The organism is Kitasatospora sp. NPDC051702 (genome assembly GCF_040681575.1).
Taxonomy (GTDB): Bacteria; Actinomycetota; Actinomycetes; order Streptomycetales; family Streptomycetaceae; genus Kitasatospora.
This window is the reverse complement of record NZ_JBFAZB010000001.1, coordinates 430,870-456,585: the sequence shown is the minus strand read 5'-3', so window position 1 is coordinate 456,585 and position 25,716 is coordinate 430,870. Positions and strand designations below refer to the sequence as shown.

21 protein-coding genes are annotated in these 25,716 nt (G+C 77.1%); 4 read left to right on the top strand and 17 right to left on the bottom strand.

Going from position 1 to position 25,716, the window contains the following annotated elements; translation table 11 throughout:
- Window positions 1-19 precede the first annotated feature (19 nt).
- Window positions 20-2,188 carry a hypothetical protein gene (locus AB0N04_RS01920; RefSeq protein ID WP_363362988.1) on the bottom strand — a complete coding sequence of 723 codons (2,169 nt, stop codon included), beginning with the start codon at window positions 2,186-2,188 and terminating at the stop codon, window positions 20-22.
- Window positions 2,189-2,599: 411 nt separating this feature from the next.
- On the opposite strand from AB0N04_RS01920, the gene AB0N04_RS01915 reads away from it, so the two are divergent.
- The gene (locus AB0N04_RS01915) at window positions 2,600-3,133 is read left to right on the top strand and encodes an HAD domain-containing protein (RefSeq protein ID WP_360219817.1); all 534 of its coding nucleotides are present in this window, start codon (window positions 2,600-2,602) and stop codon (window positions 3,131-3,133) included.
- Window positions 3,134-3,207: 74 nt separating this feature from the next.
- Here the strand turns inward: AB0N04_RS01915 and AB0N04_RS01910 are convergent, their stop codons facing one another.
- The 14 genes from AB0N04_RS01910 to AB0N04_RS01845 form a co-directional block, all read right to left on the bottom strand.
- On the bottom strand, window positions 3,208-3,492 hold the full coding sequence (locus AB0N04_RS01910) for a hypothetical protein (protein WP_360219820.1): 285 nt from the start codon (window positions 3,490-3,492) through the stop codon (window positions 3,208-3,210).
- A 119-nt stretch (window positions 3,493-3,611) separates the two neighbouring features.
- Window positions 3,612-7,673 (bottom strand): LysM peptidoglycan-binding domain-containing protein, encoded by a 4,062-nt coding sequence (locus AB0N04_RS01905; protein ID WP_360219823.1) that lies wholly within the window; start codon window positions 7,671-7,673, stop codon window positions 3,612-3,614.
- Window positions 7,673-8,119, bottom strand: a complete 447-nt coding sequence (locus AB0N04_RS01900; RefSeq protein ID WP_360219826.1) for a hypothetical protein — start codon at window positions 8,117-8,119, stop codon at window positions 7,673-7,675. Before AB0N04_RS01900 ends, AB0N04_RS01905 begins: the two co-directional genes overlap by 1 nt.
- Window positions 8,120-8,444: 325 nt before the next feature.
- The gene (locus AB0N04_RS01895; protein ID WP_360219829.1) at window positions 8,445-8,936 is read right to left on the bottom strand and encodes a TadE/TadG family type IV pilus assembly protein; all 492 of its coding nucleotides are present in this window, start codon (window positions 8,934-8,936) and stop codon (window positions 8,445-8,447) included.
- A complete protein-coding gene (locus AB0N04_RS01890; protein WP_360219832.1) occupies window positions 8,933-9,310 on the bottom strand; it encodes a TadE/TadG family type IV pilus assembly protein in 378 nt (125 codons plus the stop codon). Before AB0N04_RS01890 ends, AB0N04_RS01895 begins: the two co-directional genes overlap by 4 nt.
- 35 nt (window positions 9,311-9,345) lie before the next feature.
- Window positions 9,346-9,630, bottom strand: a complete 285-nt coding sequence (locus AB0N04_RS01885) for a hypothetical protein (protein WP_360219835.1) — start codon at window positions 9,628-9,630, stop codon at window positions 9,346-9,348.
- A 49-nt stretch (window positions 9,631-9,679) separates the two neighbouring features.
- Complete coding sequence (locus AB0N04_RS01880) at window positions 9,680-10,561, bottom strand: hypothetical protein (protein ID WP_360219838.1); 882 nt, start codon at window positions 10,559-10,561, stop codon at window positions 9,680-9,682.
- The gene (locus AB0N04_RS01875; protein WP_360219841.1) at window positions 10,558-11,517 is read right to left on the bottom strand and encodes a type II secretion system F family protein; all 960 of its coding nucleotides are present in this window, start codon (window positions 11,515-11,517) and stop codon (window positions 10,558-10,560) included. The genes AB0N04_RS01880 and AB0N04_RS01875 overlap by 4 nt, the downstream gene beginning before the upstream one ends.
- Entirely contained in the window at window positions 11,517-13,172 is a 1,656-nt protein-coding gene (locus AB0N04_RS01870) for a CpaF/VirB11 family protein (RefSeq protein ID WP_360219844.1), read from the bottom strand. Before AB0N04_RS01870 ends, AB0N04_RS01875 begins: the two co-directional genes overlap by 1 nt.
- A complete protein-coding gene (locus AB0N04_RS01865; RefSeq protein ID WP_360219847.1) occupies window positions 13,162-14,799 on the bottom strand; it encodes a hypothetical protein in 1,638 nt (545 codons plus the stop codon). Before AB0N04_RS01865 ends, AB0N04_RS01870 begins: the two co-directional genes overlap by 11 nt.
- A complete protein-coding gene (locus tag AB0N04_RS01860) occupies window positions 14,799-15,734 on the bottom strand; it encodes an SAF domain-containing protein (protein WP_360219849.1) in 936 nt (311 codons plus the stop codon). The genes AB0N04_RS01865 and AB0N04_RS01860 overlap by 1 nt, the downstream gene beginning before the upstream one ends.
- Window positions 15,735-15,884: 150 nt before the next feature.
- A complete protein-coding gene (locus AB0N04_RS01855; RefSeq protein WP_360219852.1) occupies window positions 15,885-16,859 on the bottom strand; it encodes a hypothetical protein in 975 nt (324 codons plus the stop codon).
- Complete coding sequence (locus AB0N04_RS01850; RefSeq protein WP_360219855.1) at window positions 16,853-17,332, bottom strand: hypothetical protein; 480 nt, start codon at window positions 17,330-17,332, stop codon at window positions 16,853-16,855. Before AB0N04_RS01850 ends, AB0N04_RS01855 begins: the two co-directional genes overlap by 7 nt.
- 281 nt (window positions 17,333-17,613) lie before the next feature.
- Window positions 17,614-18,468: a hypothetical protein gene (locus AB0N04_RS01845; protein WP_360219857.1), complete on the bottom strand. Its 855-nt coding sequence runs from the start codon at window positions 18,466-18,468 to the stop codon at window positions 17,614-17,616.
- Between the two features lie 198 nt (window positions 18,469-18,666).
- Between AB0N04_RS01845 and AB0N04_RS01840 the strand changes: the two genes are divergently transcribed.
- The 3 genes from AB0N04_RS01840 to AB0N04_RS01830 all read left to right on the top strand — a co-directional run bounded on the left by AB0N04_RS01840 (window position 18,667) and on the right by AB0N04_RS01830 (window position 21,340).
- Complete coding sequence (locus tag AB0N04_RS01840) at window positions 18,667-19,110, top strand: pyridoxamine 5'-phosphate oxidase family protein (RefSeq protein WP_360219860.1); 444 nt, start codon at window positions 18,667-18,669, stop codon at window positions 19,108-19,110.
- Window positions 19,111-19,286: 176 nt separating this feature from the next.
- Complete coding sequence (locus AB0N04_RS01835) at window positions 19,287-19,739, top strand: MaoC family dehydratase (RefSeq protein WP_360219863.1); 453 nt, start codon at window positions 19,287-19,289, stop codon at window positions 19,737-19,739.
- Window positions 19,740-20,137: 398 nt separating this feature from the next.
- The gene (locus AB0N04_RS01830) at window positions 20,138-21,340 is read left to right on the top strand and encodes an MBL fold metallo-hydrolase (protein WP_360219899.1); all 1,203 of its coding nucleotides are present in this window, start codon (window positions 20,138-20,140) and stop codon (window positions 21,338-21,340) included.
- A gap of 91 nt (window positions 21,341-21,431) precedes the next feature.
- Here the strand turns inward: AB0N04_RS01830 and AB0N04_RS01825 are convergent, their stop codons facing one another.
- Together AB0N04_RS01825 and AB0N04_RS01820 are read right to left on the bottom strand one after the other, a co-directional pair.
- A complete protein-coding gene (locus AB0N04_RS01825) occupies window positions 21,432-24,161 on the bottom strand; it encodes a DUF6493 family protein (RefSeq protein WP_360219866.1) in 2,730 nt (909 codons plus the stop codon).
- 65 nt (window positions 24,162-24,226) lie between these two features.
- Window positions 24,227-25,642, bottom strand: a complete 1,416-nt coding sequence (locus AB0N04_RS01820) for an SWIM zinc finger family protein (RefSeq protein ID WP_360219869.1) — start codon at window positions 25,640-25,642, stop codon at window positions 24,227-24,229.
- Window positions 25,643-25,716 lie beyond the last annotated feature (74 nt).

The following is a 25,716-nucleotide window of genomic DNA, read 5'->3' as shown; positions in this document are numbered from 1 at the left end:
GTGCGGCGCCCCACCGGCTTCAGGCGTGCTCGGCCGCTGCGGCTCCGGCGGGCGCCGGGGCCGCAGCGGCCAGCTGGGCGAGGTAGCGCTCGGCCGCGCGGAGCTTGCGACCGTCCGGCCCCGGCAGATACGCCCGGAGCTCGATGATCTCCGGCGCGATCCGCAGCGCCACCGCCCGGTCCTGGACGGACCGCCAGCACGCCTCGGCGTTGGTCGCCGCCTGCTGCGTCTCCGGGTGGTCCGGCCCCTGCGAGCGGAGCAGCGTCAGCGCCACCTCCCGGTAGATGTCCGCGGCCTCGGCGGGCCTGCCCGCGAGGCGGCACACGTGCGCCCGGACCTGACGGACCTGCAGGACCGGCTCGGAGACGGCACCGTGCTCGGCGATCGCCTCCAGTTCGAGCGCGAAGGCGAGGTCGGTGGCGGCCGCGTGCTCCCCTGCGTCGGCACTGCGGACGATCCGGCCGATCACCTCGCGGTAGTCGGCGCGCGGGGGGCCCGCCGCCGGAGCCTCGGCGAGCGGGGCCTCTACGGCCGCCGGAGCCTCGGCGGGTGCCTGGTCCGTCGGCGCGTCGGCCGGGAGTACCTCGGCGGCGGGTGCCTGGTCCGTCGGCGCGTCGTCCGCCGGCGCCGAGTCCACCGCAAGCGCGTCCGCCGGTGTCCCGTCCGCCTGAGCCGGACCGCTGTCGGTCGGAGCCGGCTCCTCCGGCGCACGGTCCTCCACCGGCACCTCGTCCGCTGACGCCGCCTCGTCCGCCGGAGCACTGTCCGTCAGGGCCTCATCCGTTGATACCTCGTCCGCCGGAGCGCGGTCCGCCGGCACCTCGTCCGTCGGGGTGGCTTCCAGCGGTGCCGCGACGGCGGGCGGGGTGTCGACCGGGACGGCGTCCCGGGGCTGCGTGGTGGCGTCGACGGGCGGGTGCTCGGCCGCCACGGCCGGCTCCGCCTGCGGCCGGGGCTTGGCCAGCGACACGCCCGCCGCCGCCGCGTCCTCGGGCACCGCGCCCTCGGGCACGGCGTCCACCGGGGCGGGCTTGCGCAGGACCACGCCCGAGGATCCGGCGGGCTCGCCCTTGCGCAGGCTGACCGGGCGGGCCGGCCGGGGCGGGGTCGGCGGCACACCGGGCTTGACCAGGTCCACCATGCCGCCCGTAACCACCGGGGCCGTCACCGGCGCGTCGGACGGTGCCTGGGCGGACGGTGCCTGGGCGGACGCCTCGGCGGGCACCTGGGCCGGGACGGAACCCGGGGCCGGGACCGACCCCGGCAGCCCGGCGACGGCGTCCAGCGGCCCGTCCTGACGCACCGGCCGCGGCACCGGCGCGACGGCCGGAGCATCGGCCGGCAGGGCGTCGGTGAGCGCGGCGCCGGCCGGCACCGGATCCACCGGTACCGCGACCACCGGCGCGAGGACGTCGCCCGCCGGGCCGTCGCCCCGCCGGGCGGTGTTGCGGAAGACGGGACGGTCCGGGGCGTGGGTGGCCAGGATGACCACGTCCGGGCGCAGCACCGAGTACACCTGCTGCCGCAGTTGCTCGGGCGCGAGGACGTCGCCCGCGCCGGGGCGGCCGCCGTGCAGGGCTTCGATGAGGGCGCGGGTGAAGGTGCCGATCTGCTCCGGGTCCGGGCTGACGACGGCCCAGAGCGGGATGCCCTCGCTGAGCGGCGAGACGGTGCCCTGGAGGTAGGGCCAGGCGTTCTGGTCGGCGCTCAGGTCGGCGATGACCAGTGTCTGCCACTCGGCCGGACGGTGGCTCAGCTCGGCCGCGACGGCCTGCCAGGGCAGCCCGTCCTGCTTGGCGTCGCGCAGGGTGAGCTGGAGCTGGCCGCCGCGCTTGTCGGCGACGATGTGCCCGCCCAGGTGGACGAGCAGCGGCCCCGGGTGGCGGGAGGCGGCGCGCAGGTGGGCCAGGACGGTGTGCGGGTCGCCGGCGCCGGGCAGGTGGACGGCGTCCACCGCGTCCGCGGCGAGCAGCACCTGCGGGGACACGGCGGCAAGCATCGCGGACAGCACCGGCGCCTGTGCGGGCCCGCCGCGGCCCCAGGTGCGGCGGCCGGAGTTGCCGTAGCCGCCCTCGATGACCAGGATCCGCCCGCGGGGCGCCGCCCCGAACGCGCCCACCGCCCCGGCCCCCGGGACGGGGAAGGGCAGCGGCGTGGCCGTGGACGGCGGCGCGCCCACCGCGGGCATGCCGGTGACGGTCCATCCGGTCGGCGCGGTCGGCGGCAGGGCGGGCGCCGGTGCCGAAGGCGCCCCGGGCTGCGGCGCGACGGCCGGCAGGGCCGGCGGGGCCGACGGCACCGGAGGCGGCTCGTAGAGCGCGGCGGGCCCCGGCGGGTGCTCCTCGGCGGGGACGCGGGCGGACGGCGGTACGGCGTCCCAGGGGCCCGGGTCCGCCGTCGGGTCGGGACCTCCTGGGACAGCTGTCGTCTCCGCCGCCATCTTCTGGTCACCGCCCCGCCCCGCCGCCCAGCGGCGTCTGATGCCCTTGCTGCGTGGTGACTGCCACCACTCCCGTGCGCGCCACCCTACGAGATCCCGGCGTACCCGATCCAGGCCGGGTCTCCGATCCCGCCCCGCCCGGCCCGTTATGGTGCCCTCGTGGTCGACTCCGGCGTTCCCACGCTCCTCCCGCTGCTCTTCCTCGACGTCGACGGACCCCTCGTTCCGTTCGGGCCGCCCCCGCCGGGCGGCCACCGCACCTACCGCAGCCCGTACACCGCCGCCACTCCCGCCCCGGACGCCAACCCGCTGCTGGCCCGGGCGGATCCGGCGCTGGGGCCGCTCCTGCTCGACCTTCCCTGCGAGCTGGTCTGGGCCACGACCTGGAGGTCCGACGCCAACGACTGCCTCTCGCCCTGGCTCGGCCTCCCCCGACTCCCCTGGGTGGACTGGCCGGACACGGACGACGACGAGCCGGCCGGGCCGCCCGGCCTGCACTGGAAGACCCGAACGCTGCTCGCCCGGGCCGCCGGCCGCCCCTTCGCCTGGGTCGACGACGAGATCACCGCGACGGACCGTCACTGGGTCGCCGCCCACTCCCCCGCCCGCACCCTGCTCCACCGCGTCGACCCCCAACGGGGGCTCACCGCCGCCGACTTCACCGTCCTGAGTGCCTGGCTGCGGGCCGGTTGACGGCGGCTCGTGAGCCTCGCAGGCCTCCCGTGCCTCCCGGGCCCCGCGGACCCTGCCGTCCTCCTGGTCCTCCTTCAGCGGTCGGGGCCGGTGAGGTCCACCCAGATCCAGGGGGCGTGGTGCCAGGAGCGGACCTCACCGACGACCAGGTCGACGCAGCTCCCGACCTCCGGGAGGTCCCGCACGAGACGGCGCACCCCGGGTTCGCCGCCGCGGCGGATGAGGTCCAGTGACGCTCCGACCGGCTCGTAACCGTGGATCCGCGCCGAGAAGCCCCACGGGTGGTGGCGGACGACCGTCACCCGGACCCGTTCACCGGGGCGGAGTTCACCGAGCGGCCGATCCGCTTCCTCCGTCATGGCTGCGCTCCTCTTCCCCGGGGCACCGTGCTGCCCCCACAAATCATGCCCGGGCACGGCGCTGCCCGGCGCCCTGGGGGGCGACCGGGCAGCGGGAGCAGGCGGGACGGGTCGTGGGGTCAGGAGCCGGCCAGGAGGTCGCGCAGCAGGGCGACGGTGTCGGCGTCGAGGTCGCGGCCGGTGCGGCGGCTCAGGGCGTCGAGGCGGTTGACGGCGCGCAGGAGCTGGTCGCGGGCGCCGGCCGAGGCGTAGGCGTAGAAGAGGTCCCGGTGCAGGAGTTCGACGTCCGGGGCGACGGCGAGGCCGCGGAAGACGGCGGCCTCGGCGCTGCGGTGGTCGCCGTACTGCAGGCGGCGGGCGGCCAGTTCGTGGGCGGTGTCGACGATGGCGGCGATCATGTCCTGGCGTTCGGCCTCGGCCCAGCCGTAGGAGGCGGGGGGCGCCTCGGCGAACGGGGCGCCGCGGACCAGGGCCAGGGCGTGGGCGAGGGCGGCGTCGGCGGTGGCGCTGGTGCTGCGCATGCCGCGCCGGTAGAGGCTGCGGAACTCGTCCCAGTCGCAGGTGACGGCCGGGGCGAAGGTGTAGCCCTCGGTGGTGTCGGTGGCCAGGAAGGTGCGCCCCTCGGGCGAGCTGCCGAACCAGGCGGCCAGGTCGGCGAGTTTGCCGGGCAGCGGGCTCCCGGTGTCGGCCGCGGTGGGGTGCGGGTCGAGGTGGGCGGCGCCCGGGTGGAGGTCGTGGTCCAGCGCGTGGTGGTCGGCACCGGGACGCAGCGCGAGGTAGACGGCGAGTTCGGTGAGCCGCGGCAGGGCGCCGGGTTCGGCGGTGCCGAGGACACCGGCGACGTCGACCGGTCCGAGCAGCCGGATCCGGGGGGCGTTGCGGGTGGCGTGCGCCTCCGGGGAGCGGAGGATGGCGAGCAGGTCGTCGCTGTCGCTGCGCCCGGGGGTGGTCTGCGCGACCGGGGCGACGGCGGCGGGGCCGGGCTCGTGAGCCGCCCCGTCCGCGGTGGGCTCGGGCCCGGTGGGCTCGGGCCCGACGGCCTCGAGCGTCCCGGTCCCGGTGCCGGGCTCGGGGCGGTCCGGGATCCGCGGGTCGGTGCCGGTGGGCGCGGGCACGGGCTGGTGGTTCGGGGTTGGCTCGGCGCCCGGCTGCGATCCGCCGGGCTCACCGGGCGCCGCGGGACCGAACGGCTGCGCAGGACCGGAGGGCTGGGCAGGACCGGACGGCTGCGCGGGCACCACCGGCCGGACCGGCTGGACCGGCAGGACGGCCGTCGAGGTGCCCTCCACGGCCTCCGGTCGGCGCAGGTCCCGGGTGGTCTCGTCGGTGGCCGGCTCGGCCGCCGACCCGGGCGCGGGATCGCCGTCCGCGCCGCTGCCGGCGGCGGGTCCGGCGGCCGCGACCGGGTCCGACGCGCTCCCGCCCTCCACCGCCGCGGCCTGCCGCCCCTGCCCGTTGACCACGTGCCTCCCCGCTCCGGGCGGGGGAACCGCTCCGGACGAGGGCACCGGGACCACCGGGGAAGCCACTCCGGACGGGAGCACCGGGACGGCCGGGGGAAGCGGCCCCGCCGGGGCCGGCGGGACGGGCGTGGCCGGGTCGGTGCCCGCGAAGGGGCTGGCGCCGGTGCCGATGACCCGGGCCAGCAGCCGCGGGCCGGCGGCCGTGTCCGTGCCGCCCCCGGTGCCGGCCGCCGGAGCGCCGACGGCGGCCAGGACGGGGACGGCGGCGGGCAGTTCGGCCGTGTCCGCGTCGTCGGCGTCGGGGTCGAAGCCCGGACCGTCCAGGGTCCAGGCCGGGGCGGGGTGCTGGGTGGTGTCGTCGGCGGCCCGCAGCAGTTCGGCGACCTGGTCGTACTGCCGGTCGTCGAGCCGCTGGAGCTCGACCGTCAGGTGCAGCCCGGGGATGGCGGCCTGGCCGGTGGTCGGCAGGGTCCAACGGGCGACGGGGCCGGTGCCGCGCTCGGGGGCGCGGGTGATGACGGCGACGCAGGTGCGCGGGCGGGCGTCGAGCAGCCGGCCCAGTTCGGCGGGGACACCGCCGCCGGGCTGCTGGGCGCAGAGCACGATCTCCGGGGTCCAGGACTCGTCGGCCTGGCCCCGGCTGCGGGCGTCGCGCGGGCTGGCGGCCTCGGCGGCGACCAGGGTGGCGCGGGCCTTGGCGGTGCGCGGGCCGAGGGCGGCCAGCGCGGCCTCCAGGGTGGGGTGGCGGTGGACGCGTTCGGCGGCCGGACCGCTGATCGGGATCTCCTCGGCGAGGTCGACGAGGTGCAGGTGGAGCCGGTCGGCGAGCGGGCTGTGGGCGAGTTCGACGGCGAGGGTGCGCAGCACGTCGCGGGCGTCGTCGGGGTGTCCGGAGAGGTGGAGCAGCCGGACGGCCTCGAGGTCGGCGAGCACGACGGAACCGTCCGGCGAGGTGCCGAGGGTGACCAGGGCGGGGTAGGGCGCGGCGGTCTTGCGGGCCTGGGCGGCGCTGAGCAGGTCCCCGGAGTCGGGGCCGCACCACCAGACGTTGGCCGCGTGCGCGGCGCGGAACGGCGTGATCGGGGTGGCCGGGCCGGACAGGTGCAGTTCGATGGTGTGGCCGGGGGTGATGCGGGCGGCGACGATGGCGGGCAGCCGCTTGCCGCCGCGCACGGTGTGCCGGGCCATGGTGCGCAGGGCGCGGTCGAGGAGGTCGAGGCCGGCGTCGTCCTGCCGGGCCCTGAGCTCGTTCTCGAAGGCGGCGGCCTCGGCGTCCGGCATGGTGATGCGGTGCCGGGGCCGGCGGGCTCGCTGCTGGGTGCCGCGCTTGTGGGCGACGGTGCCGATCATGATGGCGGCGAGCAGCACGCCGACGGTGGAGGCGGTGAGGGCCACCCGGTAGTCGTCACTGGGGGCCGGTTCGGCGTGGGCGGCGGGGGCCGGCGCGTGGGTGGGCGCGGGCGCCGGGGTGGCCGGCGCGGACCGGGCGGGCGCGCCCTGCGTCGGGGCCGGGGTCGGTGCCGGGGTCGCGGGCGCGTGGTCGGCGGGGGCGTGGTCGGCGGGCGGTGCCGGCTGCGGCGCGGGAGCCGGCTCCGGCGAAGGGGCGGGTGCGGGTGCGGGTGCGGGTGCGGCGGCCCCCGGCACGGTGAGGACCATCCCCGGCACCACCACGTCGGGGTCGGTGAGCCGCTCCCCGTCGGGGGCCTGCGCCCCCTTGTTCGCCTCGAACAGCTTCGGCCACGCCTCGGCGTCCCCCAACTCGCGCTGGGCGATGGCGGAGAGGCTGTCGCCGGACCGTACGGTCACCGTGCCGTGCCCGGCCGGAGCCGGCTCCGTCCCGGACTGCGGGGCCCGCGCGGAGCCGTCGGCCCCGCCCGGCGCGGGCGTGTCGGCGGGTGCGGGTGCCGGGGTCGCCGCGTCGTCGGCCTTGGCGTCCGCCGGCATCAGCAGCTGCCAGCCGGGCTGGATCGGCCGGTCGGCGTCGAAGCGGGTGCCCGAATCGTCCATCACCCTGCCGTCGTTGAGCTTGGCGATCTCCGTCCACCGTTCGCCGGAGCCCAGTTGACGCTCGGCGATGGACCACAGGCTGTCCGCGGGCCGGCTGTCGCGCACGGTGTAGCCGGCGTGCTGCTCGGCGGCGGGGGCCAGGGCGGGTGCGGCCTGGGCGGCGGTGAGGGCGGCGCGCTGCACGCCGGCCGTCACCTGGGCCGGCGCACTGGCGGTGTGGGCGGGCACGGCCGCGAAGGCCGAGCCGGCGACCGGCACCAGGGCGAGCACCGAGCCGACCAGGCCGGCGGCCAGCCGCTGGCTCCAGCCGAAGGCGGGGATGCGGCGGGCGATCCGGCCGCGCAGCTGGGCCGGGACCTCCAGCAGGACGGAGAGCGCGAAGCAGCCCCAGGCCAGCCAGCCGACCACCACCAGCAGCCACAGGAACAGCCGCCCGTCGTCCGGCCCGGTGAGCGCCTCACCGACGCCGTCCGGCGCCACCTCGCCCATCGCGGCGACCGCGCGGGTGCCGTACAGCAGCAGCGTGGGCACGCCGACCAGCAGGGCGAGCAGGGTGACCAGCGCGGCGAGCGCGGTGATCAGGGCTGCGGCGCGGCCCCGGCCGCGCGGCGGGCGGGGCGCCGGCGCGGCGGGCCCGCGGGCGGCCCGGTGTCCGCTCGGGGCCCGGCCTGGGGCGGTTCGGGCCTGGTCCTTGGCACGTGGCGCGGCCATCAGTCGGTCTCCGCTTTCTCGACTCCGTGGACGAGGGTCGCACTGCCCTTGCCCGTTACCTTCCGCTCCCCCAACGCGCCCAGCAGGACGGGCCGGTAGTCGGCCTGCACGGTGACGGTGACGACCTTGCCGTCGCCGGAGAACTCGACCTCGCCGACCCGCAGGCCGTAGAGGACGAGGTAGGCGTCGGCGGCCTGCCGCACGTAGTCCTGCCGGACCTTGAATCCCTTGCCCTGCAGGACGGCGGCCTGGTCGAGCTGCTGTCCGCCGACCCGTGCGGCCTCCTGGGCGTAGGCGTCGGTGCGTTCGGCGACCCGCAGTCGGCCGCCGGCGTCGATCACCAGGGCGATGACGAGCACGACGTAGGCCGCGCAGATCGCCACGAAGAGGGCGACCGCCCCCCGGTCCGACCGGCGGCGGCGCCGCGCCCTGACGGGCATCCTCATCCCCCCTGCCCCTTCCGCACCCTGTTCTCCCCACCGGCCCCCACCGGGCGCCGCCCGGTCCCGTTGCGTCATCCCCCGAGCGCTCTCCGCTTGCGTTTCCCCCGCGCGGGCCGTCCCAATCCCCGGGCCGTACCGCGTCCCCGTCACCACCCGTACCTCGTCCGGCGGCGCGGGCCGCACCGCGCCCCCGGCCGCGGGCCGAACCGCTTCGGACACCGCGGGCCTGACCGCGTCCGACACCGCGGGCCGCACCGCGTCCCCCGTCACCCGCCGCACCACGCCCCCCGTGGCGGCCCCTGCCGCGTCCCGTGCCGCCATCCGCCGGTCAGGTGCCCCGGTAGCGGTCCACCACCGAGGTGAACTCGCCGACGAGGTGCTTGGTCACGGGCACCCCGGACGGTCCGCCGATCAGGTCGGCGAGCTCGACGTCGCACACCACCGTCACCCTGACGGTGGCCACGGTGCCGCCGGGCAGGTCCAGTTGGCCCGGGACGACGCGGACGTCGGAGCCGCGGCAGGACACGCCCTGCTGGCGCAGCGTGTCGAGCGCCGACTCCCGGGCCGGCTGGGTCATGCCGTCCACGCTGCGCTGCAGCGAGGCGGTGCGGGCGGCGGCGCGGGCCGCCGCCTCGACCGTGCCGGCGGTGGTCTGCACCCGCCCGGCCGCGATGGCGACCAGGACCAGCCCGACCACCGCCGGCACGACGATCGCCGCCTCGATCGCGATCCCGCCGCCGTCCCGGCGGCGCGGTGCGAACCGCCCCCGCCGGCCCGGCCGCACCGCGCCCCCGCCCGCCGCGGCGGGCCGCCGCCTCACGGCTTCACCCCCGGCGGCGGCACGAAGCGCTCGCGCGGCGCCTCGGCGAACTGGGTGACGGCCGGCGCGGACAGGCCCGGGATCAGCAGTGGCGGCCGCACCGAGACGGTGACCCGGACCAGTCCGGCCGTGCTGCCGTCGGTCGTCACCGTGTACTCGTGCACGCCCTGCCGGTCCAGGAAGTCCCGGGCCTGCCGCCGGGCCGAGTCGTCCTTCACCTCGTCCGCCCCGGTGCCCTGGATCCGCCCGGCGTCCACGCCCTCGCGGGCGGCGGTGAGCGCGAGCTGCCGGTCGTACCAGATCAGCGCGGCCTGGACGACGAGCATCAGGAGCACCAGGACGACCGGGAAGACGATGGCGAGGCTCACGCTCATCGACCCCCGGTCGCCCCGGCGGCGAGGTCGGTACGTCACTTGGTGGCGCCGCCCGCGCCGCCCGGCAGGTTCGGGTCCTGCTCGACCTTGGTCACGACCTTGTCCTTCAGCAGGTACAGCGCGGTCGCGACGGCACCGGCGACGAACACCAGCGCGATGATGGCGAGCGCGAGTTCGATGCTGATGGCGCCGCGGTCGCCGCGCGCGCGGGCGGCGCGCAGCCGGCCGAGCCGGAGGGTGAACAGCAGCAGGGCGAACTGCACGGGCAGCAGGACGGGCCGCAGCAGTCGGCCTGCCAGATGGGCGAGTCGGACGGTCATTTCGGGTCTCCCGGGGGTGTGGTGTGAGGCAGACGCACTGTTCCGCAGGTCAGTTGAGCATCTGGTGGAGCGCGGGGAAGACGATCAGGACGGTCATCAGCAGGGTGAGGGCGGCCCCCGGCGCGACCATCCGCTCGCTGTCGGCGTTGGCCCGGGCGAGGTCCTCGGCGAGCAGTTCGCCGCGCAGGCCCTTGGCGCGGGCCCGCAGGGTGTCGTACACGGCGGCGCCGTCGGTGCCGGACAGCCGCATGATGTCCGCCACGTCCTGCAGCGGGCTGAGGCCCAACTCCTCGGCGAGCGCGTCCAGTCCGGCCCAGGGCGGGAGCCGGTCGGTGGTGGCCCGGTCGAGGGCGTCGCGGATCCGGCGGAACACCGCGCCGCGCCCGACCGAGGCCGCGCGGTGCAGGGCCTCGGCGGGGCCGCAGTCGGCGGCCCGCTCCAGCGCGACGAGCTCCAGGTAGGCGGCGATGCCGTGCAGGTACTCGGTACGCGCCTCCTTGGCCTCGCCGCGCACGATGGCGTCGGGGACGAACCAGAGCAGGCCGGCCAGCAGCGGCCCGGCCAGCAGCGGCAGGGCGAACGGCAGGCCGACGTCCATCACCACGGCCATCGCACCGAGGTAGGCCGGCAGCACCAGGCCGATCGCGGCGAACAGCAGCTTGTGCACCATGAAGCGGGCCGGGGTGCGGCCGATCAGGGCGAGTTCGCGGTGCGGGACGGACACCCCGCGCAGGTGGACCGAGCGCTCGCCGATCCGGTCGTACCAGCGGGGCCGCTCGTCGTCCGGGTCGACGGCCCGGTCCGCGGGGGCGCGGTGCAGCCGGTCCAGCGCCTGGCGCAGGTCCGGCGGGGCGGGACGCAGTTCGGCGATCAGCACGGCGAGGCCGCCGGCCGCCGCGGCGCCGGCCAGCACGGACCAGGGGGAGATCACCGGACCTCCCCGAGCTGCTCGGCGGGCTCGTCCGCGCGCGCCGGGGTGCGGCGCCCGCTCCTGCTCCGCCGGTCCGGCGCCAGCAGCCGGGGCACCGGCGGGTGCGAGGCGAGGGCGCGCATCCAGGCGATGATCGCGACGAACAGGGCGGCGACCACCGCGAGCACGACCTGGCCGAGCACCGTCCCGTACGGCCGGGTGTACTCGCTGTTGAAGGAGCCGACCGTGACGACCAGCACGATGATGCCGACCAGCCAGCGGATGGTGGTGCGGTGCTTGGCCCGGTCGGCCTCGATGGCGCGGCGCTGGCGGACCTCCTCGCGCACCGAGTCGGCCATGTCGGACAGGGCGCGGGCGAGACCCGGGCCGCTGTCGCCGGAGCGCAGGACGAGCGCGGCCAGCACCTTGTCGGCGGTGGCGTCGGCCAGGCTGTCGGCGAAGGCCTGCAGCGCCTCCTCGGGCCGCCAGCGGGCCTGCAGCCGCGCGGCGAGCTCGCCGATCTCCTCCTCCAGGGCGGCGGGGGCGGTGCGCCGGCTGGTGACGATGGCCTGGTTGAGGCCGACGCCGAGCAGCAGCACGTCGGCGATGCGCTGGGTCCACTCGGACAGCGCCTCCAGCCGTTCGATCCGGCGGGTGTCCGGGCGGGTGGTGTCGAACAGCCAGGGCAGGCCGAAGACGGCCAGCGGCACCAGGAGCGCGGTCAGCGGGATGCCGGTGAACAGCCAGCCGAGCGGCGCGCCGGCCAGGGCGACCGGCAGCTGGATACGGCGCAGCCGCACCATCCGGGAGGAGGCGGTGCCGGGGGCGCCGTACCAGAGGACGTGGGCGCGCCCGGCCAGCGGGTTGTCCGGCCGGAGCGCCTCGTCCTCGTCCGCCGGCTCGCTGCCGCGGGCCCAGGCCACCAGGGCGACCAGGCCGCCCGCGACCGCCAGCCCGCACAGGGCGAAGAGCAGCATCACCGCGCGCCACCGCCGATCCGCAGCTGCAGCGGGGAGGCCCAGCTCCCGTACCGGGAGCCGAGCAGGCCGGCGTCGAAGCCGGCCCGGCGCAGGTCGTCCAGGCACTGCGGCGGGGTGTGCGGGACGGCCCGCGGCTCGCCGATGTCCAGCCGGGGGCCGAACACCGTGTTCAGCGCGGGCCGGCCGCTCTCGCCGAGGCCGGCGACCTCGAGGACGTGGGAGACGAAGCGGTGCCGGCGGCCGCCGACGGCGGTCTCGTCGACCATGGTGACGTGCACGATGAGGTCCAGGGCGTTGGCGGTGAGCCGGTAGGCGAGCGAGTCGGTCATGTGCGAGCCGTACTCGAGGCAGAGTTCGGCGATGCGGTCGACGACCATCTGCGGGCCGCGCGCGTGCAGGGTGCACATCGAGCCGCCCTCGCCGTTGGTCATCACCCGCAGCATCGGGACGACCTCGCCGGAGCGGACCTCGCCGACGATGATCCGCGACAGGGTCATCCGCAGCGCGGCCGGGATGAGGTCGCCGATCGTCAACTCGCCGGCCAGCCGGCCCTCGACGCGCTCCCCGTTGCCCTCCCGGGCCTCCATCGGGACGACCTGGCGCAGGTGCCCGAGGGTGTGCAGCCACAGCTCGAACTCGGACTCCAGGGTGCCGATCCGCTCGTCCGGCGGGATCTCGGCGGCCATCGCGCGCAGCAGGCTGGTCTTGCCGACGCCCTGGGTGCCGGTGATCATCACGTTCTTGCGGGCCCGGATGGCGGCGGCCAGGAAGGCCGCCAGGGTGCTGTCCAGGGTGCCGAGTTCGACCATCTCGGGCAGCGTCGCCGAGGCCACCCGGTGGCGCCGGATCGCCACGTACGGGCGGGGCGTGACCTCGGTCAGCGCCTGCAGGCGCATGCCGCCCTCCAGGCGCAGCGCCAGGGTCGGGCTGGCGGTGGAGAGGCTGCGCTCACCGCCGCCGTGCTGGCGGGCCAGGTCCTGGAGGAGCTCGACGAGTTCGGCGTCGCTGTCGGCCACCGGCGGGACCTGGCGCAGGGGTTGGTGCACCCGGGAGATCCACACGTCGTCGCAGCCGTTGATCAGGATGTTCTCGATCTCCGGGTCGTCCAGGTAGGGCTGCAGCCGCCCGGCCCGGAAGAGCAGGTCGAAGACCGCCTCGGCGAGCGCCCGGTCCTGCTCGCGGGTGGGCGGGATGCCGTGGGTCTGCGCGTAGGCGTCGGACCAGCGGGCGACGGCCTCCTCGATCAGCGCCCGGCCGCGCTGGCGGCGGGTGGCGCGGTCCGGTTCGGACCCGGAGGCGCTGGTCAACCGGGTGATCTGCTGGTGCAGTTCGGCCGCGACCTGGCGCTTGAGCTCGCGCGCCACCTGCGGGTCGACGGCCGGCCGGGTGGCGGCGCCGCGCAGGTCCAGCGAGGGCAGCCCCGGCGGGACGGCGGTCGGTGCCGCGGCGCCGCCCTGGTGGGCGTACGGCGGGGCGGGCTGCGGAACGGGCTGCGGGGCGACGGGGCCGGGCCGGTAGGCCTGCGCCGTCGCGGACGCCTGCGCCGCGGCGGGGCCGGGCACGGGTGCCGGAGCGGGTGCCGAGGCCGGGGTCGCCCAGGGCAGGGCGGCCGGGTCGGCGGTGGGGTGCTGGTGCAGGGGGCTACCGCGCACGGAGCACCTCCCCGGGGGTCTGCGGCCGCCGGCCGTCGGCGGACTGCTGGTCGGGTGTCCCGGCCGGCTGCTGGAGCCGGTACTGCTGCTCGTCCCGGGCGGCCGCCGGGTGGCCGTGGGGGTCCTGCGGGTCGGACCGGCCGGCCCGGCCGGACGCGTTCACCGGATCGGGCGGGTCCTTCGGGTGCTGCAGCTCCTGCGGCTCCTGCAGGTCCTGCGGGTGCTGAGGCTCCTGCGGGCCGTACGAGCCGTGCCGGCCGTACGGCTGGTGGGCCTGCTGCGCCGGGTACGGGGCCTGGACGTGCGCCGGGAACGGCGCGGGCGCGGCGGGCTGGGGCGCCAGCCCGGCCAGCGGCGCCACCGGTCCGGTGGTGATCACCGGCGGGACGGGCTGCGGGGGCTGGTACGAGGGCTGCTCCCCCGCCACGGGGCCGTACGCCACCGGCCCGGGCCCCACCGGGCCGTACGCCGTCGGGCCCTGCGTCACCGGCCCGTACGCGACCTCGCCGTACGTCGCCTCGCCGTACGGCACCTGGCCGTAAGGCACCTGGCCGTAAGGCACCTGGCCGTAGGTCGGCGGCGCGGAGGACGCGTCCCCGGAGCCGGTCCCGCCGTACGCCGCGGGCGCCTGGGGCGTCCCACCGTGGGCGGCCGACTCGTACGCCTGTGCCGGGACCGCCTCCGCCGGGACCGCCGGTGACCCGACCGTCGTCGGGCGGTAGGCCGCCGGTGCGGGGGCCGCCACCGGCCCGGGCACGGACGGCCCCGGGCCCTGCGGCTGGGCCCGGTCCGGGGCGGTGGGCAGGGCGGGCACGGGCACCGGCGCCGGCGCCGGGTTCGGAGCGAGCCGCTGGCGCCGCCGCCGGACCAGCAGCTGCACCTCGTCCGCCGCCGAACGGGCGGTGCGCATCAGCTCGGAGCGGATGAAGCGCCGGTCGGTGGTGTCCCCTCCGTCGGAGAGCACCCGGGCGGTGCGGACGGCGTGCGGCAGCAGCCCCAGCACCGGGAGCCCGAACTCGCGCGACACCTCCGCGCCCGAGTAGGGCCCCTCGCCGACCAGCAGCAGCCCGAGCGCGTCCGAGCCGGTGCCCGCCGTGGCGAGGTCCTCGGTGAGCGCGGACAGCCGGGGGCGGGCGGAGCTCAGGCCGCGCAGCGTGGTGCGGACCGTCACCGCCACCACGTCCGCCCGGCGGGCCAGCACCGCGCTCGTACCGGTGGCGCCGGAGCGGCCGAGGTCCAGGATGACGTCGTAGCCCTGCGGTTCGAGCCCGTGCAGCAGCTCGATCAGCGGCTCCCAGGTGTAGGCGAGACCGGGTGCCTGGGTGGGGTCGGTGAGGCCGGGCAGCAGCAGCCGTTCGGCGGTGCCGTCGGGCGACAGGTCGATCAGCTGCTCCCAGATGGTCTGGGCGAGCAGGCCGCGCCGGTCGGCGACGGCCAGGTTGCGCAGCCCGTACACCGCCTCGACCCGGCCCTCCAGGGCGCCGGCGAGCACGGCGCCGCCGTCCGGGTCGGCCTCCACCAGCAGGACCCGGCGGCCGGGCTCGAGCGGCCAGGCCAGCAGCAGGGCGAGGGCCGTCGTGGTCGCGCCGGGCGCGCCCGGGCCGCCGGCCACCGCGATCACCGCCATCAGGCGCCACCCGCCCCGGCGGGGGGCACGGGCGCCGTGGCCGCGCCGGAGGGTGCCCCGGTGGCGGCCCCGCTCGGCGGGGCGGTCGGCGCGGCGGTGCCGCCGGTGCCCGTGGTACCACCGGTGCCCGCGGTCGCGCCGCCCGCCGAGGCGGCGCGCGGCGCCAGCAGCACCTGGATCCGCCCGCCGGCCACCCACTGCGCCAGCCGGGGCCCGTCCGCGGCACCGACGGCCACGTCGATGACCTGGCTCCCGTCGGTGTCCACCCGGCCGACGGTGATGACGGTGGCGGGCATCGAGTCCGCCTTGCTGTTGTCCGGGGTGAAGACGACGACGATCTGCAGCCCCGGCTGGAGCCGACTGGCCGGCAGCTGGGTGCGCTTGGCGGAGACGCCGACGACGATCTGGCCGGGCTGGACGGCCAGGTTCTGCGCCAGGTCGGTCGGGGTGAGCATGGCACCGCGCTTGAGGTCGGTCGCGGCCCGCATGCCGACCGCGGTCCGCCGGTCCACTGCGGAGACCGGCCGCAGCGCCGGATCGCCCGCGATCCGGGCCACCACCAGGTCGTCGTCGGTGATCACCTGCCCCCACGGGACGTCCCGGGCGAGCGCCAGCACCGCGACCCGCTGGCCGGTGCTGTTGTAGAGCACCGCACCGCCCAGGCCGCCGGCCGCGATCAGTGCGACCGCCATCGCCAGCACGGCCGGGCGGCGGCGCCGGGCCCGCAGGGTACGACCGGGGGTGTGCGGCGCGGCGCGCTGGTCCTCGCCGCCCGCGCCGCCGCCCGCGCCGGCGCCCTTGCCCCGGCCGCCGGCCTTGCCCGCGCCGCGGCCACGGGCCCGACCCGCGGCCGCTCCCTGGTCCGGGACCGCCACGGACACCGCGGCGCCCGCGGGTGTGCCGGATCCCGGCGTCGCGAATGTACGGTTCTCCACCGGGTTCCGCCCTTCCTCGTGCTCGTTCCGGGTCGTTGGTGCTGGGGGTCGAAGTCGTGGGGGTCGAAGTCGTGCTCGGCCCGCGTCCGTGCCGGCGCCGGTCCACGCCCGCGCCGGAGGCGGACCGCTCCGGGGTGGACCGGCCCGGGGTCAGTTGAGGACCTGCACCTCGGCGACCTTGAGCCTGATGTCCGTGGACTGCGGGATCTTGACGTCGAAGGTCTTCGCGTTCGGCCCGGTGACCACGACGTGCCCCACCCAGTTCGCCGTGACGGTGCCCGCGTAGACGCCGTCCTTGCGGTTGGCCGAGCCGACGGCGAACTCGTAGCCGCAGTCGGGCGACTTGGCCGCGCCGTACTTCGGGTCGTACGGCGTGCCGGCGGTGTCGCAGTTCACCGTGACGTCCTTGCCGAAGTCCCAGGTCACGCCCTTCAGCAGGGGCGTGACCGTCACCGAGGCGCCGGGGACGGAGAGCGTCTTGGGCGCCGGTGCGACGACGTTGTCGACCCAGAGCCAGACCGGCGCCTTCACCACGGCGGTGCCCTTGGGGGCGACGCCCGCGGCCGGCTTCGGGAAGCGCATCTCGTGGGCGTAGCTGACCCCGATGTCCGCCAGGTTCAGCACCGGCGGACCGGCCGGCGTGGTGGCCTCGAACACGATCTCGGCGCCGCCCATCCCGCCGCCCGTCTGCGGGCAGACCTTGGAGTAGAGCGCGCCCTCGGACGGCTTGTGCCCCTGCCACTCCGGGGCGCCCTCGGCGGGCGGGTTGTCCAGCGGGCGGTAGTAGCAGCCGGAGCCGCTGTTGAACCAGCCGAGCTCCGGATCGTGGCAGGCCCACTGCTGGTCGTGGTAGCTGCACACCTGCGGGCCGTCCTCGGCCCCGCCGCCGGTGCCGCCGGGCTGGCTCGGGCCGGGGACGGGCTTCTTCCCGCCGGAGTTGACCCCCGAACAGATCACGTCCGGATAGCACTGTTCGGCGCCGCCACCCGGTGGTTCGTCCGCCGCCGCCGTGATCGCCGAGGCCAGCAGCAACCCGGCGGACAACGGCGCGAGGATCGCCAACCGCCCGGCCGGTTTCCTGGGACTCGGCTTCCTCCGGTTCGTCGTGTTCAGCGCGTTCAGCATGTCCGGTCCACCTCCCGCTTGAAGTCGTAGATCAGCCAACGTGCTTGGAACCAGCGCAGGGACGCGGTCGCGACGTAGCGGTTCAGCCGCTGGCCCGGATCCTTGGCGGCGCGGGTGACGGCGTCGACGCGGCGCCAGTCCGACACGTCGACGCAGTCCTCGATCACCGCGGTCTGCGGATCGGATGTGAGATCAATGGTCTTCACCGCGGCGGAATTCCGCGGAGTTCCGGTCATCACCAGTTTGGCGTCGCGGAGTTGGCGGAGACCGACCAGGGCATCGGCCAGCGCCCGGCCGGAGGAGTACGTCTCCAGAGCGAATCCGTCCGAATCCGTTCGCCCGAATGCGTCCGCCTGGGCCTGCCACCAGTCCTGATACGTCTTCAGGGCAAGCCGCCCCATCGCCCCTTCCGGCCCGTCGGTCGGCGCGATCGAGCCGTTTACCGAACCACCCGAAGGAGTTACCGGATCCACTCCCGCAACACTGGGCGCAGCCGTCCCGAGACGATCGACGGAACCACCGGCACCACTGCTCGCACATGCCCCGAGGAGCAACGCCAGAACCACCCCGCCGATCCCAACCGCCCCAGGGCGCAACACATTTCCGCGCTGCCGCATCGCCCCACCTCATCGCGACCGACCCGGTCAGTGATCCGTGGCCGCCAGAAGAATTCCGCTGTCCCGCCGGTGTTTCCGCTGGGGATCGATTCTTCGCCAACCCACCCCATCACGGCAACACCTCAGGCCCCCTGACCTTACGCGGAAGGCGGTTCCGTCGGGGCACTTTCCCGCCACAGAACGGCCAACAGTTCTTCGGAAAGCGACAATCCGGCCAATGCGCCCCTGACCGCGGCCCGATTGCGCATCAGGAGGCGCCCGCCCTGCGGCGGAACGAGCAGGCGCGCGCCCGGCGCACCCGAACTACCGGCCGGTTCGGCACCGTCGATCAGCGCCGCCACCGAGGGCTGGAGATCCAGCGGGGCGACGGCGGCCGGAGCACCCGGGACGCCCTGGCGCAGGACGGTGGTCAGGGCCCGGCTGAACGACCCCTCACCGCCCGGCAGCACGGCGTCCCGGCCGCGTCTGCCGGGGGCGTAGCGGCCGACCCGGCCCCACAGCGGGACGCGCGGGTAGCTCAGCAGCTCACCGGCCCCGTCCTCGCCGCCACCGCGCTCCAGCGCCGCCCAGGTGTCCCGGTCGGCCACCGCGTCGACCAGCAGCAAAGCCTCCTCCTGGTCCCCGTGCACCATCGCGCTGACCACCCAGTCCCAGGCCAGGCCGCGCCGGTAGGCGTTGTCGGCGGTGCTGCCGCCGGTGACCAGGGCGAGCCGGCGGCCGCGCGGGTCGGCCACCAACTGGCCGACCAGGCACACCACCAGCCAGCGGCCCGGGTGCTGGGCGGCGTCCCGGACGGCGGTCAGCATCGCGTTGGCGTCCGCGTCCGGCGCCACCCCGGTGACCCGGCAGCCGGCCGCACCCGCGTCGAAGCACATCCCCGGCAGCACCTCGGCGAGCAGCCGGGCGCCGTCCGGCGCCAGTGCCGAACCGCCGAAGCCCCGGTCCGGTCCGCCGTCCGCCCCGATCACCACCAGGTCGACCCCGCCCGCCATACGCCCGCCCCTCCCTCGCCGGCCCCGGCGCACCCGGGGTCGCCCGCCGCGCCCGCCGCCGCTGCGCGCGGGGGCGGGTGCCGTTCCACCGCCGGGCAGGCTACCGCTCCCGGCGTCCGCCGACGGGGCTCCCGGCCCGCCCGCTCCGGGACCATGGGCCCTATCGGCGCGCACGCCGACCGGAGGACGATCGGTCGCATGGAGCGCGAGGACCGTGTGGAGACCCTGAGCGAGGCCGAGTGCCTGCGGCTGCTCAGCACCGTGCCCGTCGGGCGCGTGGTGTACACCGAGCACGCACTTCCGGCCGTCCTGCCGGTCTCCTTCGAGGTCCTGGACGGGCGGCTGGTGCTCGCCGTGCGCCGGGGAAGTGCGACCGCGCGCGGGCTGGACGGCACGGTGGTGGCCTTCCAGGCGGACCTGCTGGACCCGGTCACCCGGACCGGCTGGAGCGTCCTGGTGCACGGACGGGCCGACGTGGTGCGCGAGCCCGACCAGGTGCGGCGGGTGCTGCGCTCCGGCCTGCGGCCGTGGGTGGGCGATCCGGAGCCGCTGTTCGTCGCGCTGGTGCCGGAGCTGGTCAGCGGCCGTCGGCTGTTCCCGACCGGGCAGGGCGCCGCGGGGCGCGGGGCGCTGCGGTCCTGAGGCCGGCGGCGGGGCCGACCGGGCCGGTGGGGCCCGGCGGGCCGACGAGTGCCGAGCGGACGGGTGCCGGGGAGACGGGTGCCGCGCCGTCACCCCCTGACAGATACCGGTGGGTAGGCATACGCTTCCGGCGTCCTGCACCTCTCCCCCGGGCACGCCCCCTCCAGGAGCACACCGTGACGAGCTTCGCCTCCCTCGCCGACCTGACCGCCGCCGTCGGCACCGAGCTGGGCACCAGCGAGTGGCACACCATCCAGCAGCGGCAGATCGACCTGTTCGCCGAGGCCACCGGTGACCACCAGTGGATCCACGTGGACCCGGAGCGCGCCAAGGAGAGCCGGTTCGGCTCCACCATCGCGCACGGCTACCTGACCCAGTCGATGATCCCGGTGCTGGCGAAGGAGTGCTACAGCGTCGAGGGCGTGCGGATGGCGCTCAACTACGGCTCGGAGAAGGTCCGCTTCCCGGCACCGGTGCCGGTGGGCACGGCGATCCGGGCCACCGCCGAGCTGGTATCGGCCACCGAGGTGGCGGGCGGGGTCCAGGCCGTGGTGCGGTTCACCATCACCAGCGCGGAGAGCACCAAGCCGCACTGCGTCGCGGAGACGATCACGCGGTTCTACGCGTAGCGGGCGCGGGTCCGGGGCGGCGCGTTCCGGCCCGGACCGACGGCCGGGGCGCCGGGCCGGCTCCACGGGTCGCCCCCGGCCGGCGCCGCGGGGTGGTCCGGGGCGCCGCCGCGGGGTGGTCCGGGGCGGTGGAGGGCGGTCGGGTACGCCGATTGGCCCGCCTCGAGCCGTCCACCAGGTCCGGCCGACCTGCGGCGAGTAACCTCCGACGAGATGGTTGTCGTACCGCAGTGGCCTCACCAGCCACCGAGGTACGCGCCCCGGCACGCCCGGTAGCCGTGACCGTCCTTGGAGGAGCCGTGCCCCGCCCAGCCCCCTGGTTCGCCCGCCTCGCCGGTCTTTCCTCGCAGCTCGCCCCGCCGTCCTCCGACCCTGCCGCCGGTCCCGCCGCACCTGGACTGGCCGCACTGCCCCGCGCGGCCTGGCACCGGGTCCGGGCCGAGGCCTTCGGCGCCGACCCGAAGGGCGAGCGGCTGGCCCGCATCCACCGCTCCCCGCAGTTCGCCGACGGCGCCTTCCGCAACCCGGTGCCCACCCGCCGGCTCGTCTACGAGCGCAGCCCGCTGGAGGTCACCCGGGCCCAGCTGACCGGGGACAAGACCCGCCGGGCGCCGGCCGCCGCCGTCCCGGTGCACCGGCTGCTGCCGGTCGACCTCGCGACGCCCCCGGAGTCCGGACTGCGGCTGACCTGGCTCGGCCACGCCACCGTGCTCGCCGAGATCGGCGGGCGGCGGGTGCTGCTCGACCCGGTGTGGGGCGAGCGCTGCTCCCCGTTCGCCTGGACCGGCCCCAAGCGGCTGCACCCGATGCCGCTGCCGCTGTCCGAACTCGGGCCGGTGGACGTGGTGGTGGTCTCCCACGACCACTACGACCACCTCGACATGGCCACCGTCCGCGCGCTGATCGACACCGACGCGGTGTTCGCGGTGCCGCTCGGGGTCGGGGCGCACCTGGAGCACTGGGGGGTGCCGGCCCGGCGCATCGTCGAACTGGACTGGTGGGAGTCCGCCGAGGTCGCCGGGCTCACCCTGACCGCCACACCGGCGCGCCACTACTGCAGCCGCGGACCGCGCACCAGCGCGCTGTTCCTCTGGGCGTCCTGGGTGGTGGCCGGCCCGGACCACCGGATCTTCCACAGCGGGGACACCGGGTACTTCCCCGGGTTCGCCGAGATCGGCCGCCGACTCGGGCCCTTCGACGCGACGATGATGCAGGTCGGCGCGTACAGCGACTTCTGGCCCGAGGTGCACATGACGCCGGAGGAGGGCGTGCAGGCCCACCTCGACCTGGGCGGCGAGCTGATGCTGCCGATCCACTGGTGCACCTTCAGCCTGGCGCCGCACCCCTGGGAGGAGCCCGCCGAACGGGTGGTCACGGCCGCCCAGACGCTCGGCGCCCGGCTGGCGGTGCCCCGGCCCGGCAAGCCCTTCGAGCCGGCCGACCCTCCGGCACTGCGGCTCTGGTGGCGTGCGGTCGCGGTCGCCGCCGCGACGCGCGCCGTCGAGCCACTGGTCCGGGACGGGCGGCCGGCGGCGGCCCCGGTGCGCGAGCGGGCGGCGGCAACGGATTTCAGCGAACAGATTTCAAAGTCTGTTCGCTGAAATCTGTTCGCTGAAAGTTGTCATCTGTTATCTGTCAGATGTTATCTGTCAGCTGTCAGCCGCTACCCGTCAGCCACCAGCCGTCAGTGCCTCACGCCGCGAGGACGTCCCGCAGGATCCGGGCCTCCTTGACCACCCGGCTCGACCCGGCGCGCTCCGCCGTGGCCGTCACCTCGGCCACCGGGCCGCGGGCGCGGGTGCGCCGGGCGCAGTCGGCCGCGAGGGCGAGCAGGTCGCCGAGGCCCCGCGCGGACTGTTCGGCGCCGCCGAGCAGCCCCGGCAGGGCCGCCCCGAGCACCGACCACACCGTCCCGTAGGCGCCGGTGCCCGCCGCCAGGGCGAGCGCCGAGGCGAGCCGGGTGGCCTTGACCGTACCGGGGCCGACGAGCACGCCCAGTTCGCGGCCGAGCAGCGCGCCGTCCAGCTCACCGCGCGCGGCGAGCACCAGCAGGGCGTCGACGGCCGCCGTCCGGTCCTCCGCGTCCCGGGCGCCCAGCCCGTACGCCACGGCCAGGTGCAGGGCCAGCCCGGCCGGGCCGCCCGCCTCGGCGAGGGCCGGCAGCAGCCGCGCGGTGTCCCGGGCGTCCCGGTCGGCGCCGCCGGCGAAGTGGTCGAGCCAGCGGGCGGCCAGCTCCTCCCGGTGCCACGGGAGCATCGCGGCCCAGTGCGCGGTGGGCCACCAGGGCCATTCGGCGATCTTGCGGACCCGGGCCGCGCTGGGTTCGGTGCCCTCCAGCAGCGCCCGGAACTCGGGGGCGAGCCGCTCGCCGTCCGGCCCCTTCGGCCCGGCGCCGGCGCCCGGCTGGGCGACGGCCACCCGCTGGAGGTCCTCCCACCAGCGCTCCCCGTAGATCCGGCCGTGCCGGGAGCCCCGCCCGGGGGCGAAGTACACCCGCTCGGACGGCTGGTCGGGCAGGCCCCCGGTGCGCAGCCAGTGCGCGACCCACCGCCCGGCGGGCGAGCCGAGCTCCCCGGCGGCCCGCAGCACCTCCGCGTCCGCGGTGGGCGCGGCCCGCAGCAGCGCGGCGCACAGGTCGGCCCGGCCCGGGGTGACGCCGGCCGCCTCGTACCCGGCGAGCCGTTCGACCAGCACCCCGGCGGCGACCGCTCCGGTGGTGTCGGTCGGGGTGGCCAGCAGGAACGGGGGCCGGTCCGCGGCGACCTGCCGGGCGGCCTCCTCCATCCGGGCGGCGAGGACGGTGCCGTACACGGTGTTGTTCTGGCTGCGCAGCGGCGAACGGCCCTTGCCGCCGGGGAGGTCCCGGACCCCCCGGTGCGGCGGGGTTTCGCCGGCGACCGCGGCCGCCACGTGGAGGACATCGCGGGGCGTGCAGTCGTACCAGCGCCCCACGCCGCTCCACGGGTGGACCCGGCGGACCGGTTCCAGGGCCTCGGCGAGCGCGGCGCGGTCCAGGTGGGCCTGGCGGACCAGGCCGTCCAGCACCCGTTCGAAGACCGCGACGTCCGGGCTCTCGGCGGCCAGCAGGGCGGACAGCTCCTCCGCCACCTCGGCGGCGGAGGCGATCGGCGCGCCGAGCGGGCGCGGCTGCGGGGCGGGCGGGAGGAGTTCGTCCCACCCGGTGTCCGGGTCCTCGCCGCCGACCGGGGCGCCGAGCACTTCGCCGGCCCGCGGGTGGTGGGCGGGGTTCAGCGCCTCGGCGGCGAGGCGGAGCTCGGGCAGCACGGCCTCGCCCGCCGCGCGCAGGTGCTTGGCGACCACCCGCAGCGCCCGCTCCTGGACGCCCTGGTCCGGGTGCCCGAACGCGGCGGACGCCGCGAGCACCACCGGCCCGGACCGCGCGGGCTCGCGCCTGGCCGCGCGGTCCAGCCAGCCGAGCTGGGCGCGCACCAGCTTCTTCTCCGTCCGGAACAGCACCACCGCCGAGGCCTCGGCCAGCACCTCGGGCTCGGTCAGCCCGGCCTCGTCCAGCCCGACCAGCACCTCCTGGGCGTGTCCGGCGATCACGGACGGCGCGTCGAGCAGCGCCAGCACGTCCCGGACGCGGGCCGCGTACTCCTCGGGGGTCGGGGCGAGGGCGCGCAGCACGTCGAGGAAGGCCCGCTGGTCGGGGGACTTCCCGCCGCGCAGCAGCCGGGCCAGGCAGGCGTCGAGCAGCTCGGCGCGGTCCAGCTCGCCGGTGGCGGCGAGCTCGGCGAACGCCTCCGGCCAGGAGTCCCCGGGGCGGGGGCTGCGCTGCCAGGAGAGCATCCACCCGATGTCGTCGAGTTCGAACACCCGGGGCGCCAGCACCGGGGTGAAGGCGTCCGCCCGCAGCAGCGCCGCGACGGTCGGCTGCGGGCCGCCGCCCTGGCGCACGGAGCTCGCCCACTCGCGGACGAAGGGCTCGTCCTGCGGCACCGCACAGCCGGTGCGCCGCACCACGGCCTCCGCGAGCGGGTACATCGACCGGCCCCAGCCCGAGGCCGACCGGGCGGCGAGCCTGGTCGCCACCTCGATCTGCCACTCCACCGGCTGCGCCTCGACGAGGCGGCCGAGGGCCGGGTGCCGCGCCCAGTCGCGCCCGGTGAAGTCGCGCCCGGCGAGCCAGGTGGCGGCGCCGGCCGGGCCGGTGTGGCAGCCCGCCCCGGCGAGCAGCAGGGCGCCCCGGGCGCCGATCCCGTCGTTCGACCAGTCGTCGCGCAGCTCCTTGCGCAGGGCCTTGAGCGCGGGCAGGCACTGCCGCCGCTGGGCCGCGTCCAGGTCGTCGACCAGGGCGGGTATCAGCGACATCCGCCCGCCCCGGACGGCCCTGAGCAGGCGCGCCACGCCGTCCGGCCGGCCCTCCGCCTCCGCCGTCACCGCCCCCGTGGCACCCGTCACGCCCGCCCCTCCTGCCGCCACGCCCGTCTCCACGTCCGCCGTCACCGTCACGCCTCCCGCCCCGCTCATGCCCGGACCCCCCGGGCCCCCTGCGCCGCGCCGGCGGCCCGCCCCTGCTGCGCGCCCCGGCCGGCCGCCTCGCGCACCATGCCGACGGCCAGCGCGTGCTTGCACGGCCCGCGCCCGCCCCGGTACTTGGCCCACCACAGGCAGGTGCAGGAGGCGCGCCCCGTGTCGTCCGTGCGCACCCGCTGGATGTGGTCGTCCACCGTGACGACGGCCGTCGCGCCGCCCGGCTCCAGCCGCACCGCACCCGCGGCGACCAGGGCCCGCGCGGCCCGCAGCCGCGGGTTGGCCGCCTCGGCCCGCCCCGCGTCGTACGGGAGCTGCCGGTGGAAGAACGCGGCCTCGGCGGTGTCGTAGCCGATCTGCCCGGCGGTGCCGAGCCTGGTGAGGGCGGCGCGCACCCGCGCGGGGGTGAGCCCGGACTGCTCGGCGAGGTCGGCGACCTCGATCCGCGGCTCCCAGGCGAGCAGCACCGCGACCAGCTCGGCGTCCTGGTCGACGGTGCCGGTGGCGAGCGCGCCGAGCACCCCGCCCTCGCCGGAGAAGCCCCGGGAGGCGTCGGGCGAGAGGGTGAGCGTGAGCCGCATGCCGGGCAGCACCACCTCCCAGGCCGAGGCCGCCGGGGCGTCGCCGGCGGCGGGCCCGTAGACCCGCAGGGCCGTCGCGTGCCGCAGGACGCGCTGCAGCGCGGCGAGCCGCTCGGGCCCGGGCAGGCAGACCGCGCCGGGCACCGGCCGGGTGGTGGGCCGCAGCGTCCGCCCGGCGGGGACGACCCGCAGCACGCTGCTGCGGCCGCCGCGCGGGAGCGAGCGCAGGAAGCGCACCGCCTCGGCGGCGGGCAGCTCGGCGCGCAGGTCGAAGCCGGCGGCGACGACCTGCGTCTCGGCGAATCCGCGCAGCCAGCGCTCCGGCAGCGGGACCTTCTTCTCGACCAGCGGCCCGTCGAAGGTGGTGACCTCCAGGGCGTCCGGCCCGACCGCGAGATGCAGCGGGTCGGCGGGGCCGATCCTGGTCAGGGCCTCGCGCAGCGGGTTGTTGACGTCGACGTTGGTGGTGCCGTGCCCGATGTCGTCGCCGTCCAGGCCGGCGCCGAGCACGTCGAGCCGGGCGTAGACGCCGCAGCAGCCGGAGAAGGACTCGAAGCGCAGCCGGTCCCCGTTGGCCGTCACGACCGGGTCGAGCGAGGCGCGCAGCTGCGGCTGGTAGTAGCGGGCGGCGGCGACGTCGGCCACGGCGAGCAGCGCGGCGGCGGCCGGTGCCGGGTCCGTCAGGAAGCCCGCGAAGAAGCGCGGGTTGGCCGCCGCGCCGAGCGGGGTGGCGCCGCCGGAGGTGGCCAGGTCGAGGTGCCGCCCGCCGGCGCCGTCGAGGACGGCGGACGGACGCAGATAGGCGTACGCGTGTGCGGATTGCGTCATGCCGAGCACGCTAGGTGAGGGCACTGACAATCCGTCGGCCCGCGACCGCACTGGAACAGGTTCTACCCGACGGA